At 62.0% G+C, this 16796-nt stretch carries 15 protein-coding genes; 3 read left to right on the forward strand and 12 right to left on the reverse strand.

Features of this window, described 5'->3' with window-relative positions; all coding sequences use genetic code 11:
* Positions 1-38: 38 nt before the first annotated feature.
* The gene (locus EV700_RS02450) at positions 39-2288 is read right to left on the reverse strand and encodes a hypothetical protein (RefSeq protein ID WP_207224549.1); all 2250 of its coding nucleotides are present in this window, start codon (positions 2286-2288) and stop codon (positions 39-41) included.
* A gap of 90 nt (positions 2289-2378) precedes the next feature.
* A complete protein-coding gene (locus EV700_RS02455; RefSeq protein WP_130410766.1) occupies positions 2379-2750 on the reverse strand; it encodes a DUF4124 domain-containing protein in 372 nt (123 codons plus the stop codon).
* A 70-nt stretch (positions 2751-2820) separates the two neighbouring features.
* On the opposite strand from EV700_RS02455, the gene EV700_RS02460 reads away from it, so the two are divergent.
* Both EV700_RS02460 and EV700_RS02465 read left to right on the forward strand, forming a co-directional pair.
* A complete protein-coding gene (locus EV700_RS02460) occupies positions 2821-3645 on the forward strand; it encodes a peptidoglycan DD-metalloendopeptidase family protein (RefSeq protein ID WP_130410767.1) in 825 nt (274 codons plus the stop codon).
* Complete coding sequence (locus tag EV700_RS02465; protein WP_130410768.1) at positions 3642-4298, forward strand: 4'-phosphopantetheinyl transferase family protein; 657 nt, start codon at positions 3642-3644, stop codon at positions 4296-4298. Before EV700_RS02460 ends, EV700_RS02465 begins: the two co-directional genes overlap by 4 nt.
* Here EV700_RS02465 and EV700_RS02470 read toward each other — a convergent pair.
* The 3 genes from EV700_RS02470 to EV700_RS02480 are packed head-to-tail and all read right to left on the reverse strand — an operon-like array spanning position 4287 to position 9197.
* Positions 4287-6176 carry a response regulator gene (locus EV700_RS02470; protein ID WP_130410769.1) on the reverse strand — a complete coding sequence of 630 codons (1890 nt, stop codon included), beginning with the start codon at positions 6174-6176 and terminating at the stop codon, positions 4287-4289. The two genes, EV700_RS02465 and EV700_RS02470, sit on opposite strands and share 12 nt — an antisense overlap.
* Positions 6167-7039 (reverse strand): ABC transporter substrate binding protein, encoded by an 873-nt coding sequence (locus tag EV700_RS02475; protein ID WP_165391301.1) that lies wholly within the window; start codon positions 7037-7039, stop codon positions 6167-6169. Before EV700_RS02475 ends, EV700_RS02470 begins: the two co-directional genes overlap by 10 nt.
* Positions 7040-7076: 37 nt before the next feature.
* On the reverse strand, positions 7077-9197 hold the full coding sequence (locus EV700_RS02480) for a TonB-dependent receptor plug domain-containing protein (RefSeq protein ID WP_242610168.1): 2121 nt from the start codon (positions 9195-9197) through the stop codon (positions 7077-7079).
* Between the two features lie 13 nt (positions 9198-9210).
* Here EV700_RS02480 and EV700_RS16975 point away from each other — a divergent pair, with 13 nt between their 5' ends.
* On the forward strand, positions 9211-9432 hold the full coding sequence (locus EV700_RS16975) for a hypothetical protein (RefSeq protein ID WP_242610169.1): 222 nt from the start codon (positions 9211-9213) through the stop codon (positions 9430-9432).
* On the opposite strand, the gene der is transcribed toward EV700_RS16975, so the two are convergent.
* From der to pilW, 7 genes are all read right to left on the reverse strand, one after another.
* A complete protein-coding gene (gene der, locus EV700_RS02485; RefSeq protein WP_130410772.1) occupies positions 9407-10810 on the reverse strand; it encodes a ribosome biogenesis GTPase Der in 1404 nt (467 codons plus the stop codon). The genes EV700_RS16975 and der overlap by 26 nt on opposite strands.
* Before the next feature lie 115 nt (positions 10811-10925).
* Complete coding sequence (gene bamB, locus EV700_RS02490; protein ID WP_165391302.1) at positions 10926-12083, reverse strand: outer membrane protein assembly factor BamB; 1158 nt, start codon at positions 12081-12083, stop codon at positions 10926-10928.
* Positions 12084-12087: 4 nt separating this feature from the next.
* Positions 12088-12786: a YfgM family protein gene (locus tag EV700_RS02495; protein ID WP_130410774.1), complete on the reverse strand. Its 699-nt coding sequence runs from the start codon at positions 12784-12786 to the stop codon at positions 12088-12090.
* Positions 12783-14093, reverse strand: a complete 1311-nt coding sequence (hisS, locus tag EV700_RS02500; RefSeq protein ID WP_130410775.1) for a histidine--tRNA ligase — start codon at positions 14091-14093, stop codon at positions 12783-12785. The genes EV700_RS02495 and hisS overlap by 4 nt, the downstream gene beginning before the upstream one ends.
* 8 nt (positions 14094-14101) lie before the next feature.
* Complete coding sequence (gene ispG, locus EV700_RS02505) at positions 14102-15217, reverse strand: flavodoxin-dependent (E)-4-hydroxy-3-methylbut-2-enyl-diphosphate synthase (protein WP_130410776.1); 1116 nt, start codon at positions 15215-15217, stop codon at positions 14102-14104.
* Positions 15218-15220: 3 nt separating this feature from the next.
* Complete coding sequence (locus EV700_RS02510; RefSeq protein WP_130410777.1) at positions 15221-16006, reverse strand: helix-turn-helix domain-containing protein; 786 nt, start codon at positions 16004-16006, stop codon at positions 15221-15223.
* A gap of 11 nt (positions 16007-16017) precedes the next feature.
* Positions 16018-16785: a type IV pilus biogenesis/stability protein PilW gene (gene pilW, locus EV700_RS02515; RefSeq protein WP_165391303.1), complete on the reverse strand. Its 768-nt coding sequence runs from the start codon at positions 16783-16785 to the stop codon at positions 16018-16020.
* Positions 16786-16796 lie beyond the last annotated feature (11 nt).

Genomic DNA, 16796 nt, shown 5'->3' on the forward strand with positions numbered 1-16796 from the left:
TCCCGGAATTTGTCTCCGGAAGGCAGGGGCCGGGTGGTTTACGGCGCCGCGCAGGTGCTGCCGTCGCCTATCAGCAGGCAGGTGCCGTTGGACTTGAGGAAGCTGACCATTTCGCGCTGCATTTCCAGGGTCACCGCCTGGAAGGCCGCCTTGTCAGCCGCGGAAGCCGCAGGATCGGGATGGGTCGGATCCAGCAGCGAGCCGTGCTTGCCGACACTGAACTGCAGCCAGGTATGCAGGCCGCCGGCATTGAGGATGGCGCGCGGCGTCGGCGTGCCGTTCAGCTTGGTGGCGTCCGGGGTCAGGCCGAGGGTGCGGCCATAGGGGTCGGTGCCCGCCATGAAGGAGCTTTGGGCCACCAGATCCTGAGCGGCTCCGGCCGGTCCGACCATGACGCTGTTGGGCACCACGGTGTCACCCAGCACTTCCGTCAGCAAGGTCGGATGGGCCGCCGAGGCCGCCGCTGCGTAATTGACCGGATCGCCGCTGTCCACGAGGGTTTGCGCCAGACGCATGAAGGTTTCGTAATCATCGGTTCCTTCCTTCACGCCTGCCGCGCCAAGCCCGCGGGAGATGATCGGACCGTAAGAACGCGAGCCGTCCAGCAGTTTGGCGATCGCGCCGCCGGGCACATACAGGGCCGCTGCACCAACCGTTTGCGAGGCCCCCTTGTCCGCCCCCAGGAACACGCCACCGACAATGCCTCCCAGGGAAATGGCGGCAAAGCGAACCTGGCTCATATCGATATCCGGCACGTTGTCGCCGTCCAGGTCCAGATTGGCCAGGCTCTTGCGCAGCGTCAGCAGATCCGCTGCCCCCTGACGCAGGTTGTCACGGCTGGTGATGGGACTGCTGAGGTTGATGAAATGCGTGCCGGAGCCGTCGGCGAGGCCGTCAGGGCCAGGCGCGCCGGTTGTGTTGTTCACGAGGTCAAGATCAAAGGTGCGCTCGCCCACGCCGGGGATCCGGAAGGCGCTTTCCGCGCCGGTTGCGGCGACGCCGTGCAACGGCAGGTCGATCGACACGCCAACCATGCCCGCCGCCGCCAGGGCGGGAGCCACCGCCAGCAGATCGGTGCGGTTACGGGTAATGCCGTGCTGGAAGATCACGACCGGCCATCCGCCGGCCGGCTTGGTGTGCAGGGAGGCCGCATTCGGCACGGTCACCAGCATCGGAATGGTTTCATCCGACTGCTTGACCGGCACCGGGAAGCAGGCGGTCGTGCTGGCGCTGGGGGCGCCGATCACACCGCCGCCGATATTGGCGCCGGCCGCGTACGCACCGCAGGGAATCAGGCTCAGGTGTTTGGCGGCAACATCCGGCTGGGTGGCGTCCGCGGCCCAGAAGGAGGTCAGCGGCAGGGTTGAATGGGTATCGCCGCCCGCCGTCTTGAGGTAAAAAGGCACTTTGGTGTAGCCGGCATAGATATCCGCCGTGGCGGGCAGCGCCGCCTGGACATCATGCGTGGTCATGCCGGTCGGCATGGCGGCAATAAGCTGGGCGGAGGCTGTCGCGGCCAGCCGGTCCAGCGACTTGGTGGTGCTTTCGGTGGTAAAGCGATAAGCCAGCACCAGGTCGTCCGCCGCTACATGGCCGAAAGTAGCCAGCAGCGCCACGGAGGGCTGGATAATCTGCGAGCGCAATCCTTCCAACTGGGCCAGCTTGACCGGATCGGTGTACTGCGCCAGGAGCGGATCGGTCTGATCGGCAACTTTGGTGCTGCTGGAAAGTATCTTGAACATCGGGCTGGGATAAAGCATGCCGCCGTCGCGGGTGCGAACGCCTTTCTTCAAGCCGACCAGATAAGTGGTCGAAGGCGCCAAGGGCTTCAACGGCTCGATCAGGATACGGGTCCGCTGGCGGTTGATTTCCTCGCCGGTTTTATCCGGGACCGTCGCCGACTGCACGGTAAAATCCTCGCCCGCTTTCAGGATGACGCCGGTCGACAGATTCACGATCACCAGATTGGCGGCCACGGTATCCATATCCAGGAAACCGAAAACATCAATGAAGCCGGACGCGGTTGTCGAGAACCCGTCCAACTGGTTGATCTGGGCAACCAGGGGGTTCGTGGCCGCTCCCGGAATATTCAGGGTCGGCGTCGCCGCCCCGGCAAACAGCCCGTCAAAGGGGAAAGGGATCACTGTCGGATTTGTACCCAAGGGCAGCGGGTCGAACCCCGCCATGACATCCACCGAGCCGCTCTGACTCTCCTTGTCCTCGAAACAGCCCGTCAGCAACAGGGCAACGGACAGGACGGCCGCCGACAGGCGAGTAGTTCTCATCATTTTTACCGCTCCGTTCTTATTATTTACCCACAGAGTTATAGTCGCTCGGTCAAGGCTCCGCAATGCAACATCTGTTAAGAATGCACCGGTTTAGCGGCCGTCAATCGCCTTGTCCATCTGTGCCTGCCGGGCCTTGGCCTGCTGTTCCTGCATTTCACGCCCCATCTTCTGCAGATAATGCTCCTTGGGCGCTTCTTCCACCGGCTTGGGTGGCTCAGGCAGAGGTTCAAGTCGCCCGATCTTGGACGTGTCCACATCGACACGGCGGCCATCCTTACGGCCATTCCTGTCGCCATAATGCACAGTGCCATCCTTGTCGCGCCAGGAGTACACATCCTGGCTGACGGCCGGACGCTGCTCGGGCGCCGCAGCCCAGTCCTTGATTTCCTGACGCTTGATCCAGCCCGCGGCGGCAAGACCCGCCACCAGAGCGACCAGCGCCAGCTTTGCACCAGACGACATAACAATCTCCTGAGGATTTTTGAATTCCGGCGCGATAGGATACCGCCCTACCCTGTCCGGCTCAAACGTAATGAAACAACTGCCCCTGTATCTGTGGCCCGCTTGCCTGCTGGTCGCCAACGTCCACGCCGCCGCCCTGCCGCGAGACCAGCGCACGCCCGGCGGCGTCGCGGTGCTGACTGTCCCCGAATACCTGCCGGCCGATGTCCGGATTTTCTTGTCCGGCATGGAGGTTCCCGTCATCGCGGGCGCCATGGAGCGCAAGGCGATTGTCGGTATTCCGATGTCGCAGCCGCCAGGCGAAGTCTCGCTTGAGGCGCGCAGCGCCAGCGGCAACGACAGCCTGTCATTCACGGTGAGCGGCAAGGACTATCCCGAACAGCACATTACCCTGAAAACGCAGGAACACGTGACGCCCTCCCCCGAGCAGCTGGCGCGCTATGAGCGCGAGGCGGCGGAGCAGAATGCCGTTTACCGGCATTATGAGCCGGGACAACCCGCCTGGCCCTCTTTCAAATTGCCGGGCGTCGGTCCGTTCAGCAGCCCCTTCGGCCTGAAGCGCTTTTTCAATGGTGAGCCAAGGGCGCCCCATGCCGGACTGGATATCGCCATCGCCGAAGGGGTCCCGGCGCGCGCGCCCGCCGACGGCAAGGTGGTGCAGACCGGGGATTACTTCTTCAACGGCCAAACCGTAATGATCGATCATGGCAACGGCGTCATCTCCATGCTCTGCCACCTCAGCCGCATCGATACCAAACCCGGCCAGACGGTCAAGCAGGGCGACATCATCGGCAAGGTGGGGCACACCGGCCGGGCGACCGGACCGCACCTGCACTGGACCGTCAGCATCAACAATGCCCGCGTCGACCCCCTGCTGCTGCTGGACGCGCCATGAGGGACTGGCTGGTGATCGGGTTAACCGCCCTGCCGGCCGATACCGCGCAGGTGCGGCGCACGCTGGCGGCGTTGCCCCCGTCACTGCTGCCGCCGGCGGCTGGGACCTGGCACGAAAACAAACGGGCGGGGTTTGCCGCCAGCCGGACCCTGCTGCTTTCAACCGTCGCGCAGCTGCCGCCGGAACTGCGCCCCGCCGATGCTGTCGCAAGCCTGCGCGATCGAACCGCCGGACCGCCTTGGTGGAGCGTCAGCCATACGGCGGGATTCGCCGCCTGCGTCTGGTCGACGGCCGGGCGTTGCGGGATCGATATCGAATCCGCCTCCCGCACGGTCAACGGCGGAGCGGTCATGGCGCGCTATTTCGCGGCGGAGGAGCAGGCCTGGCTGTCCGGCCTGCCGCCCGAAGCGCGGCAGACCCGCTTCCTGGATCTCTGGACCCGCAAGGAAGCCGTCATCAAGGCGCTGGGACGCGGCATTGCCGGTCACCTCGACCGAATCGTCTTTGGGCCGGAACGGAACGAACCGGTCCGCCTGCCCGCCGACTGCCCTGACGTATCCCTGCATGTGAGGACGGAAATGATCTCCGGACTTCATCTCGCCATCGCGTGGCAAGGCGATGGCGACGTGCACATCCTGCGCTCAGGTTTCTAGCCAGGCTCCCAGCAGCATCTCCAACTGCTGGCGGCGGAACGGTTTGCCCAGCACAGCGTCCATCCCCGCCTCCAGGCACGCGGTTTCATTATCCGGACTGGCGTTGGCCGTCAACGCAATGATCGGCAGGCGGCGGTCGTGCTCCTGATTCCGCCACAGCCGGGTGGCTTCATAGCCATCCATGACCGGCATCTGGCAGTCCATCAGCACCAGATCGACCTCGCCGGAATGCAGGCTGTCCAAGGCCTCCTTGCCGTTGTTGGCCGTCAGCACGGTGCAGCCGGCCGCCCGCAGCATGGCCTCGGCAACCTTGCGATTGGCCGGATTGTCATCCACCACCAGCACCCGGGCGTCAAACGCCGACTTGCGCGGCGGCGCTTCCACCGTCAGCCCCTCGGGCGCATGTTCATGACTGATCGGCAGGGCGACTTCAAAACAGAAGCAGGTCCCCACCAGGGGTTCACTCTCCACCCGCAGGTCGCCCTGCATCAACCTTGTCAGGCGACTGGCGATGGTCAATCCCAGCCCGGCCCCGCCATAACGGCGGCTGTGAGAGCGGTCAACCTGCATGAAGGGTTCGAAGACATGCGGCAACGAGGATGCGCTGATGCCGATACCGGTATCGAACACTTCGCACAACAGGTGCGCCTGCACCTCGTTGAACTGGTTGATCCGCACCCGCAAGCCCACTCTTCCCTTGTCGGTAAACTTGATGGCGTTGTCGATCAGCTTGCGCAGCACCTGGCTGATCCGCACCTCGTCCCCCCGCAGCCAGAGCTGGGTCTGTCCTTCCAGCTGCACGTCCATTTCCAGTCCTTTGCCGTGGGCTTCCGGCATGCAGGCGCTGCGCAGCGACTCCACCAGCGCCGCCGGGCTGAAGTCGCGCAATTGCAACATCAAACGACCTTCATCCAGCCGGGAGAAATCCAGCACATCGTCCACCAGGCGGCGCAGGTCGTTGGCCGCCTGCGAGGCCAGTTGGCCATACTCGCGCTGCTCGCTTTCCAGGGAACCGCTGTTCAGCAACTGCAGGCTGCCCAGAATGGCATTCAGCGGCGTTCGCAGCTCATGGCTCATCATCGCCAGAAATTCCCCCTTGGCCTGGCTGGCCTTGTCCGCACGCGTACGTGACTCGATCAGTTCCTCGGTATATTTCATCTGCAGGGAGCGGTGCTCTTCCAGCATGGATGCCAACAGGTTCAGGTGATAGGCGAGCACCCCCAATTCACCTTCATGGGCGATGCTGACCCGGGCCTCGAAGTGACGGTTCTTCAGCGCGCCCACCATGCCGATAATGGACCGCAGCGGCGCTTCCAGATCCCGCGCCATCAGCCCGCCCAGCGCCAGGATGGGCGCCAGGGCCAGCAATCCCAGAAACAGGCTGTTGAGCGGGATGCTCTGGATCTTGTCGAGCATATAGCGCCCGCTGATGCCGATCTCAACCTTGCCAACCGCCGGATTAGGACTGCTGGCCTGCCCCGCCACCAGCAAATCCTGATTGTCGAGGGCGATGCTTTGCTGATGGATCGTGGCCAGATAACGATGCCACTCGGACGGGGTGCCGGCATCCGGTTTCTGACGGCTCAGCAAGACGCGGTTGTCCATGTCGAACAAACGCACGGAAACCACGCCGGGCTGCTTCAACAAGCCCTGCACCTGCCCTTCCAGACTGTCCAGATTCCCGGAAATCACCGCGTAATCCGCCGCCGCCGCCAACTGGGTTGCCATCAGCACCCCGGACTGCTCAAGCTCATGACGCGAATCACTCAACCGGGCATAAACGTGATAGCCCATCAGAACACAAAGCATGAGCAGCGCCGGCGCCAGGGCAAGCACCAGGGTCCGTCGCCGGAGGCTCCACTTGGACATCAGGGCCATGTCGGCAGCTCCTCAAAACGGATCAATCGCTCCAGTTCCTTGGCGGACGGGATTGTCAATCCCATGGCTTTGGCAACCTGCGCATTGAGGCTGACGCTGAGTTGCCGGACCCGACTGGGAGCCGGCAACTTGCCGTTACGAATAAAGTGGTGCACTTGCGAAGCTATCCCTTCAGCAATGGCGGTCGTGGGGGCGTAGAGGGTCGCCAGCGATCCGGCCTGGACAAAGGCGGGGCTGGGACCGACGAAGACTTTGTTTTGGCGGTAGGCCGCCAGCAGAACGAGGCGGATACTGTCGCGGTTGTAGATATCGGGATCCGGCTGCGCCAGCAATACATCCGAGCCGGCGGCCAGCTCGGCCACCTGCCGCGCCAGACGGCTCTTGTCCGCCATCAGGTAGCGGACATCAATCGACTGTTCGGACGCGTATTGGCGGAACGTCCGTATCCAGGAGGCATCTTCCGGATTGCTGACCAGCATGCCGATACGGTTGGTGCCGGGCAACAGATAGCGAATCAACGCCAATTGGGCAGCCAGACTGGGCGCCCAGTACAAGGCGCCGTCCTGCTTTTGCAATTGGGTATTGGAAGGCGAGGGAGTCAGCAGCAAGGCGGGGGGACGGCTTTCAGGAAGGCGGCGGAATGCCTCCCCGCTCAAAACCACCAACAGTTGAACATCAGGCAACACCGTCGGGGAGGTCACCAACTCCGCCTCGTCACCCAGCAGTCCGCCAAGAGCGCGAACCAGCTCCTGGGCTTCGCCATCGGGATTGGCGACCACCTGAATCCGGGGGAGCGCGAAGGCCCCCAGACTCAGCCAGGCACATCCGAGAAAGATCAGAAGCCGGATCACTTTCCTTGTCATATGCACGACTCCTTGTGCGGCCATTCAGAAGGTCTGATCAATCAAAGGCGTACGATAACTGGAACCATACCCTATCACGGGGCGCGCCGTTTTCCTTGCGCAATTCATGATCATTGGTCAGCCGGATTTGCCATGCCGCTGCCAGTTCCAGGTCGTGCCGCTTGGCCAACGACCACTTGTTGGCGAGACGCAGGTTCAGCAAATGCAGGTCACGGGTATACGTTTCAACGGGGTTATTGAAAAGATGGTCATAAAAGAGATACCCCAGACTGGCCTGATAACCATTGGGATTTTCATACCAGAAAGTAAAGTTGCCGCTGTGCTTGGGCACAAACATGGTGTTGTCATTGGTGCCCGTAATGTCGTCATACGCATAGTTGGCGAGTACGCGCCATTCGGGCAGCGGTCGCCACTGGCCTGAAATTTCGACCCCGCGTTGTTCATGCGGCTCTACCGGTGCAATCACGAAGTTCTCGATTTCCAGATTGTGTTCGGCAAGTTCCAGCTTGTCGCTGAAAACGCGCACATCCAGCGTCAAATGACTGGGCGGAAAATCTCCGTAATAGCCGATTTCCGTGGAGACGATCTTTTCACTCTCGGCACCGGCGCTGCAAACCACCTTGTAATGACTGGGGGAGTCGATGCAAGTCATGCCTTGCGGTGTCTTGCCAACGTAGAACAAAGTGCCGTCGTACTTGCTCAGTGAACGGTCCTCGGTCCTCGGCCGGAACTCCCAGTCCGCCTTGGACTCCTGTAAATCGGGCGTACGATAGGCGGTCGACGAAACCAGGCGCAGGGTTTGCGTCGGGGCAAAGCGCCAGTTGACGGCGACACGCGGGGAATACAGCTCCCCGACGGTGTCGTCATGCTCATCCATGACGCCGACATTCAACAGCCAGTTGGGACGGAATTGCCACTCGCCATGGGCAAACAACCGCCATACGCCATTCTCGACCCGCGTGCCATTGAAATAATACTGTGAGTCGCTGGTGGACTCCTGAATGCCGCCGCCCATGACAACCCGCAACGTGGGCGAAATGGTCCAGGTGTCCTGAAGCTCAAACTCGGTACGCGCCTCGACATTGTCAATGGCGGAGAGGTAAACCTGCTGCGACGACAGGATCGGATCCGCAAATATCTTGCCCAGAAAGGCATCCGTACCGCTGTTGATGGTCGGGTCATTCAGATAGCGGTCGCGGAAATAGATGTAGGGGTTCGCCTTGCTGCCGGTCGTTGACGCGACCCAGGCGTCAAATCCGGCCTGTGGCCCAAAAAGCACGCCGGGGGTAATGTCACCGCCCAACATCCCGACCAGGGAAGGCAGCAACCCCTTGGTGACATACCGCCGGTTGTAGACGAACAATTGCCGCAACTCCGGCAGCATCAGCCCCGGATAGGTCAGCACCCTCAGCTTTTCATCGTATTTGAAACGCGTGTAGTTACCGCTCAACTGCAGTTGATGGCTGTCCAGCGTTTGATCAAGGGAGAACCCGAGATAATCCTGCTGGGTTTCGGTGTCATGGGTATCAAGAAATTCGATGAAACCGGGGTCAACAGCATGATTCTGACCTCGCAGCTCGGAGTGTCCGGCCTTGATCGTCAGGGAGGAATCCGCCCCCAGATCCATGACCAGCTTGCCGTTCAGGGACTTCTCGTTCTTGTTGTCGGCATAATCCGTCACCGGGTTGCCATTCCTGTCGAGTACTTGGGCGTATCCGTTGTCACGGCGCTGACTGACGGACAGCACGCCGCTGGCCGCAGCGCCGGACATGCTGACACTGGCGAAACTATCGTTGATGCCATCGCCACCCTGACGCGTATAGGCGCGAAACCGGGGCAAGTCGGCGGGATGGCGGGTAATGATGTTCACCACGCCCAGAAAGCTGTTGGCGCCATACGCCGCCGCATTCGGGCCCCGAATCACCTCGATGCGGTCAATATCGCCCAATTCCACCGGCAGGCCAATCCAGTCGACATACGCCAGGCTTGGCTGATAAATGGAGCGGCCGTCAACCAGCACCTGCATCCGCCGCGCCATGTCAGCCGATGTGCCGTGATAACTGACAAACGCGTTCCAGCCGGTGTCATACCCCACCACCATACCCGGCACCAGCCGCAGCAACTCGGGAATTTCCCGGGCCCCGGACTGGTCAATCATCTGGCGATCGATAATGGAAATTGACGCAGGAGCATCGGCCACCGATTGCCGCAACCGGGTTGCCGAAAAAACCGTGGGTATTTCCCCTGCTTCCGTATCCGGAAGAAAAACATCGGCCGCCGGGGCGGACCGAACAAATGCAACAGAAAGGATGGCAAGCACTAACGGCCGGCTCATAAAAGAGTTCCCCTTATTATTTATTATCAACCTCAACGCTTCGGGCGCTGTTTCCTGAATTCCAGTATTGCCCGCGTCTTGCGGGTCTGCGGGCCATACGCAGGATCGTTGGGACGATCCTTGTACGGGTTGTCGCTGGTCCTGAACTCGATCCGGATGGGTGTCCCCTGCATTTTTAACACTTTCCGGAAAACATTCTCCAGATACCGGCGATAGTCCTTGGACACCGATTCGGTCTGGTTGCCGTGAATGACGAATACGGGGGGATTCTGCCCACCCATGTGAGCATAGCGCAATTTGATGCGGCGTCCACCCACCAGCGGCGGCTGGTGCGCTTCCACGGCATCCTGCAATATCTGGGTCAGGCGATGAGTATTGATCTTGAGGGTGGCCGATTCAAAGGCCCGGTGGATGGACGGATACAGATCGCCGACGCCGGTGCCGTGCAAGGCGGAAATCAGGTGAATCTTGACATAGGGAATGAAGTCAAAACGCAGCTGCATCGCCTGCTTGACCATGGTGCGGTCGTATTCGGTCATGCCATCCCATTTATTGACCGCCAGCACCACGGCCCGGCCGCTTTCCAGCGCAAAACCCAGCATATGCAGATCCTGGTCGACAATGCCTTCGCGGGCATCCACCACCACCACTACCACATGCGCATCCTTGATCGCCTGCAAGGTCTTGATAACCGAGAATTTCTCGACCGTTTCATTAACCTTGCCGCGACGGCGCACGCCCGCCGTATCAATCAGGGTATATTTCCGGCCCTGGCGCTCAAAGGGAATGTAGATGCTGTCGCGGGTGGTGCCGGGCATGTCATAAACCACTACGCGCTCTTCGCCCAGCAACCGGTTGACCAGCGTCGACTTGCCGACATTGGGACGGCCGACAATCGCAATCTTGATGCCGGTTTCCTCGACCGGGGCATCTTCCGCATCTTCCGGGAACGGCTCCAGAACGTCCGACAGCAGCTGGCGCAGGCCGCGGCTGTGACTGGCGGCGACGCAGAACATGCGCTCGGAGAGTCCCAGCCGATGGAACTCGGCGGCGGCCGCTTCTTCGTGCAAACCGTCGATCTTGTTCACGACCAGGAAGAACGGCTTGTTCTGGCGGCGCAGCTCATCGGCGATCATCTGGTCCGAGCCCAGCAAACCGGCGCGGGCATCCACCACAAACAGCACAATATCGGCTTCCTGAATGGCGCTGCGCGATTGCTCGGCCATGTAGGCGTCGATTCCTTCATCGCTCTCACCCAGACCGCCGGTATCAATCACGATGAAAGACTTGTTCTCATGCTTGGCGTCGCCGTATTGGCGGTCGCGGGTCAGGCCGGGCATATCAGCGACCAGCGCATTCCGCGAGCGGGTGAACTGGTTGAACAAGGTGGATTTGCCCACATTGGGGCGGCCGATGAGGGCGATGACGGGTTTCATGAACGAAATCTCGGAACGGAGCCGCCGCGCCCGGAGGGCGGCCATGCGGCAAAAACAATCAATAAGGGCGAATGATACCAGAGAGGACGGCAGGACTGCGCCTGCCGGGTGACCATTAACGGGGAGAAGCGGCGGGAAGGGTCCAGCGGGAGGTCTTGCCTTTGGCGGTGGAAACCAGGAGATGCTCGCCATCGGCCATCAAATGCGTCACCGCCCCCGACACCTTGATGCGTCCGAGGATGCGGCCATCGGCCTGGGAAATGAAATGCACATAACCAAAGGCGTCGCCAACCGCAAGCAGGCCTGCCGTCACCACGGGGGACACCACCTCACGGGCATGCAACGCATCCTGTTTCCAGACCGCCTTGCCGGTTGCCGCATCGACGGCGATTACCTGCCCGGCGGTGTCCACGACATAAACATTGCCCAAGCCTTCCGTTAACGGCTGCAGGGTAGAGACCTCATACTCCCAGAATGCCTCGGGCCGGTCCCGAAGATCGAAAGCCGCAAGCTTTCCCTGATAAGCCCCGACATAGAGCTTATCGTCAAACGACAACAGCATGTCGCCGTCAATATCCACGAGCCGGTCAACCTCGGTGCGCCCGCGCGGGGTGGCGACGCGGCTCTCCCAGCGTCCGGCCCCGGTCGCCAAGTCCAGCGATGCGATCTTTCCGGAGGCTGAAGCGGCGATGACCTGGTCGCCGGCAATCACCGGCATGGCATAGCCGCGGATCGACAGAACCGGCATCGGCAGGTCATAGCTCCACACCGGATGGCCGTCGGATGCGTCCAGCACCTGAACACGCCCCTCCTGGCTCTGCACGACAATCCGGTCCGCCGCCAGCGCCGCCGGCGCCATCACGGCGGAGGCAAGCCGCCGCTTCCATTGCACGGTCCCGTCGGCAGCGGACAGGGAGACCACATCGCCCTCACCCGTCCCGAAAACCACCCGGCCGAATCCCGCGCTGAGGCCGCCGGTAATCGGCAGACGGGTGCGCTGCGTCCAGATCGTCTTACCCGTGTCATCATCCACCGCCTCAATCACGCCGTTGCCGGCCGCGACAAAAACCACGTTGCCGGCCCGCGCCGGACGCAGGCGGATCAAGGCCTCGGCCGAAGCGTCTCCCGGACCGGCAATCCAGTCACGAACAGCGGTTATTGCGGCCTGAGGCAATGGCGGCAATGCCGCCGGCTTGACGGCGACAGGGTCATGGCTGCAACCGGCGAGCAATACGCCAAGCAAACCGATTCGGACCAGCAGCGGAAATCTCACAGGGTCAGGCTCCCTTTTCCTCAAGGACCGGCGAAGGCCGCTTCACTTCCGGCGCCTCGACGCCGACATCCGCCAGCTTGGCATCCAGCAACGGGCGGGGCTCCTTACGCAACACCAACGCCTTGGCGGCCGCCTCATACGCCTTGCGCGCACCCGCAACATCACCGGCGGTGCGAAGGATATCGCCGCGCAGCTCTTCACGGGTGGGCAGGAAAGCCGCGGACTGGTCCTGATCCAGCAGGGCCAGCGCCGCCTTGCGGTCGCCCTTGTCCGCCAGCACGCGCACCAGGCGCAGCGTGGCCATGGACTTGACGCCGTCATCCGTCTTTTGCTCCAGCACCCAGCGCAGATGCTTCTCAGCCGCCTTCAGATCGCCAACATCCATCGCTCGCTTGGACAAGAGCAAAGCGGCGTTAATGGCGTAAGGCGTCCCCGGATATTCCTGGATCACTTTCAGCGACTGGCGCTGCAACTCGGTGTTGGCGGTCTTGTCCGCGGTATCGGCTGTCAGTTTCTGGCTCGCTTCCAGCGCGGACTGGTAGGCCGTTCCGGCGGTCGTAGCGGCTTGCAGCTGGGTCTGCTGCCAGTAGCGCCACCCGGCGAAAACCGCCAGCGCCAGGCTGACTCCCACCAGGATCGGGGTTCCGAAATCGGTCCAGAACCGCTTCAGCTTTTCTACCTGTTCTTCTTCACTGTAGCTCACGCGCTTGCTCCCAAACCCTGTTTAAGAAATTCAGCCAGTTCCGCCCGGCCTGTTGTTGATTGTTCACCGCTTTGCAACCATTTCACGGTCACCTGCCCCGCCGCCAGCTCATCGCCGCCCAGCACCAGCGCCACCCGGGCGCCCAGCTTGTCGGCCTTCTTGAACTGCGCCTTGAAGCCGCCGCCGCCGCAGTGCGTGACGATACGCAATTCCGGCAGCGAGTTCCTTAGCGTTTCTGCTAACAAAAGCGCGGCGTGACGGGCTTCATCCCCGGCGACGACGTAGATGTCCGCCTCCGCTGTATCGGTGCGCGGGATCAGCGCCTCCAGCAGCAGCACCAGCCGCTCCAGCCCGATGGCGAAGCCGACCGCCGGGGTCGGCTGGCCGCCCAGCTGCGCGACCAGGCCGTCGTAACGGCCGCCCGCGCAGACCGTACCCTGGGCGCCCAAGGCCGTCGTGGTCCATTCGAAGACGGTCTTGTTGTAATAATCCAGCCCGCGCACCAGACGGGGATTAAATTTGAAAGAAATTCCGTTAGCGTTAAGAGTTCCACAAAGCTCTTCAAAGTGTCTTTTTGACTCCTCTCCCAAGAAGTCAACAAGTTGCGGCGCGAGGTCCAAGCAAAACTGGGTTTGCGGCTCTTTGGAGTCAAGGACTCGCAAGGGATTGGAATGTAATCTTCTTTTCGAGTCATCATCCAACAACGTATAAACTTCAGGGGCTGATAGATACTTCATCAACTCCTCTTTATATTTTTGCCTCTCATTAGGCTGTCCGAGCGTGTTCAATTCCAGCTGCACCGCGCCCTCCAGGCCCAGCAGTTTCCACAACCGCGCCGTCATCAGGATCAGCTCGGCGTCGATATCCGGGCCGGTCATGCCGAAGGTTTCCACGCCAAACTGGTGGAACTGGCGGTAGCGTCCCTTCTGCGGCTTCTCGTAGCGGAACATCGGGCCGGTGTACCACAGGCGCTGGGTCTGGTTGTAGGTGAGGCCGTGCTCCAGGCAGGCGCGCACGCAACCGGCGGTGCCCTCGGGACGCAGGGTCAGCGACTCCGGCGGCGTACCGCGATCCATGAAGGAATACATTTCCTTCTCGACGATGTCGGTCACCGCACCGATGGCGCGGGCGAACAGCGGCGTGCTTTCCACCACCGGCAGGCGGATTTCGCCGTAACCGTACTGCTGCATCAGGCCGCGCAGGACCTGCTCGACCTGCTGCCAGCGGCCGGTGGTGATGGGGTTATCCTTGACCGGGACCGGCAGGATATCGTTCATGCCGCGAATGGCGGTAATCCGGGAAGACATTGATCAGTTCAGCCTTTAACGATGATGCGGGACTGGCGCGCGGTTTCTTCGGCAACCCGCTCGCGCACCATCTTTTCAATTTCATCCACCAGCGTGGCGGTGGGAATCAGGTGGCTCTTTTCGCCATGGCGGTAGACCAGGCTTTTCGGGGAAGCGCCGACGACGCCGATATCGGCCTCCTTGGCTTCGCCGGGCCCGTTGACCTTGCAGCCGATCACCGAGACATCCATCGGCAGACGCACATCTTCCAGCCGCGCCTCCAGCGCCTGCATGACGCGGATGACGTCGAATTCCTGGCGCGAACAGCTGGGGCAGGCGATGAAATTGATGCCGTTGGAGCGGATGCCCAGCGACTTCAGGATATCGAAACCGACCTTCACCTCTTCTTCCGGCTCGGCGGCCAGCGACACCCGCAGCGTATCGCCGATGCCGTCCAGCAGCAGGCCGCCCAGGGCGATGGCCGACTTGACGGTGCCGGAACGGAACACCCCAGCCTCGGTGACGCCCAGATGCAGCGGGTTGTCGATCTGCTTCGACAGCAGGCGGTAGGCGTCCAGGGTCAGGAAGACATTGGACGCTTTGACGCTGACCTTGAATTCGTGGAAGTTCAGGCGATCCAGAATGTCGATATGGCGCATCGCCGATTCCAGCAGGGCCTCGCCGGTCGGTTCGCGGTATTTCTTCTGGATATCCTTTTCCAGCGACCCGGCATTGACGCCGATACGCATGGAGATGCCGTGGTGGCGGGCGCAATCGACCACTTCCCGCACCTTGTCGTCGGAACCGATGTTGCCGGGATTGATGCGCAGGCAATCGACCCCCTTCTCCGCCACCGCCAGCGCGATGCGATGGTCAAAATGGATATCCGCCACCAGCGGCACGCCCGGCACGCGCTGGCGGATGACGCCAAAGGCTTCGGCGGCGTCCATCGACGGCACCGACACACGCACGATATCGGCGCCGGCATTCACACAGCGCTGGATCTGCGCGACCGTAGCCTCGACATCACAGGTATCGGTATTGGTCATGGTTTGAACGGTGATCGGGGCATCGCCGCCGACGTAAACCGAACCGACGCGGATCTTGCGGGTAACACGACGCTGGATGGGAGAAGGATGGCTCATGTCTTACCTGGAAAGCCTGAAATTGACGATATCGTTGACGGTATAGGGGCCGAGATCAATCGGCTGGCCATTGAACTGCAAGCGCACCGCGCTGGCAGGCTTGAGCTCGATACTGAAAGGCGAGGAGCCTTCCATGACAAGCTCTTCCCCGGCCTTGTGCAGACCGGAGGCGAGTTCACGGCCGTCGGCATCATGGACGCTGATCTGGCTGTCGCCCTGCAATTGCAGCAATAACTTGTCCGGCATCGCAGGCAGGGTCGCGGCGCCGGTCAGGGCTTGCGTAGTTTCGGCAACCGGCGTTGACGACGGGGCCGGGCCCGGCCATGACCACTGCCCCGCCGTCGGAGCCAGCCTGACCGCCACCGTAACCAAGGCGATCACCAACCCCAGCCCCAGCGCGCGACCGATCCATCTCCAGCGCACGCCGCGCCGACGCCGAGGCTTGTCATTCAGCTCGCCCAAGACCCGGACAGGGTTGGGGCGCAGCGACGCCTCGGGTGAGCGTCCGGTCTTGGACTGGTAAAAATCATCAAACCGCTCGGCCAGCTCCTCGGGCGGCAACCCCAAGCGCGCGGCATAGCGCTTCATGTAGCCGCGAATGAAGACCGGCTCGGGCAGAACGGCGTAATCGTCGGCCTCCAAGGCCGCCAGCACAGCGGGGAGGAGCCCCAATTCCGCGGCAATCTGCTCTGCCGGGACACCCGCCTTCTCCCGCGTCTCGCGCAGCCGTTCGCCCGGTCGGTAAGACAGGGTGCCAAGACTGCTCGGGGATTCGGCGGGTGACGGCATTGCGGCTCCGGTCAGTGCAAGTCCTGGCTCAGGGAGTTGAGGTAGGCCTGATATTCACGGCTGTCAGGATACGCTTTCTTAAGATTGGCGGCGGCGGCGGCGGCAGCTTCGCGATCACCCCGTTCCCGAGCCAGCATGATGCCCAGCCACAGACTGCGCGGCGAAGGCGCTGTGCCCGCCAGGGCTTTCTGGTGACGCTGGAAATACTGGTTGGCCAAGGGCAGCTCATGCCGCTCAAACGCCAGATAGGCCAGCTCGAGCGCGGCGTCCGGCAGGCGCGGAGCCAGCCGCAGCGCCTTCTCGAAGGCCTGCTGGGCCTGAGCCTTGTCATTCAGGGCCAGATAGGCCTTGCCGAGATTCTCGAACGCGGACTCGCGCCGGTCATAGGCCAGGTTGGCGGCCGCCAACCCCAGCTGGCGGACGGAGTCACTGTAGCGTCCGAGACGGAACAGCATGACTCCGTAATTGTTATGCGCTTGCGGGTATTCGTCATTCAGACTGATCGCCTTGCGATAGTTTTCTTCAGCGCGTTTGTCATCGCCCTCGTGCTCCATCAGCACGCCCATGACGGTGTAGGCCTCCCAGGATTTCGGGTCCTGTTCCAGCGCCCGCTGCAAATGACGCAGGGCCTTCTCCTGCTCTCCCTGCTGCAGGTACTGGGCCGCAATCGCGACCCGGCTGCGGGCGCTATCCACCGGATTGACGCCGGGCTTGAGCACCTCCTCCGTCGTACAGGCACTGACCAACAGCATCAGTGCGAATAGCCAAACAATGCGCATGCGGGACATCC

Origin of the sequence: Fluviicoccus keumensis (assembly GCF_004217445.1) — a bacterium.
Classification (GTDB): Bacteria; Pseudomonadota; Gammaproteobacteria; order Pseudomonadales; family Moraxellaceae; genus Fluviicoccus; species Fluviicoccus keumensis.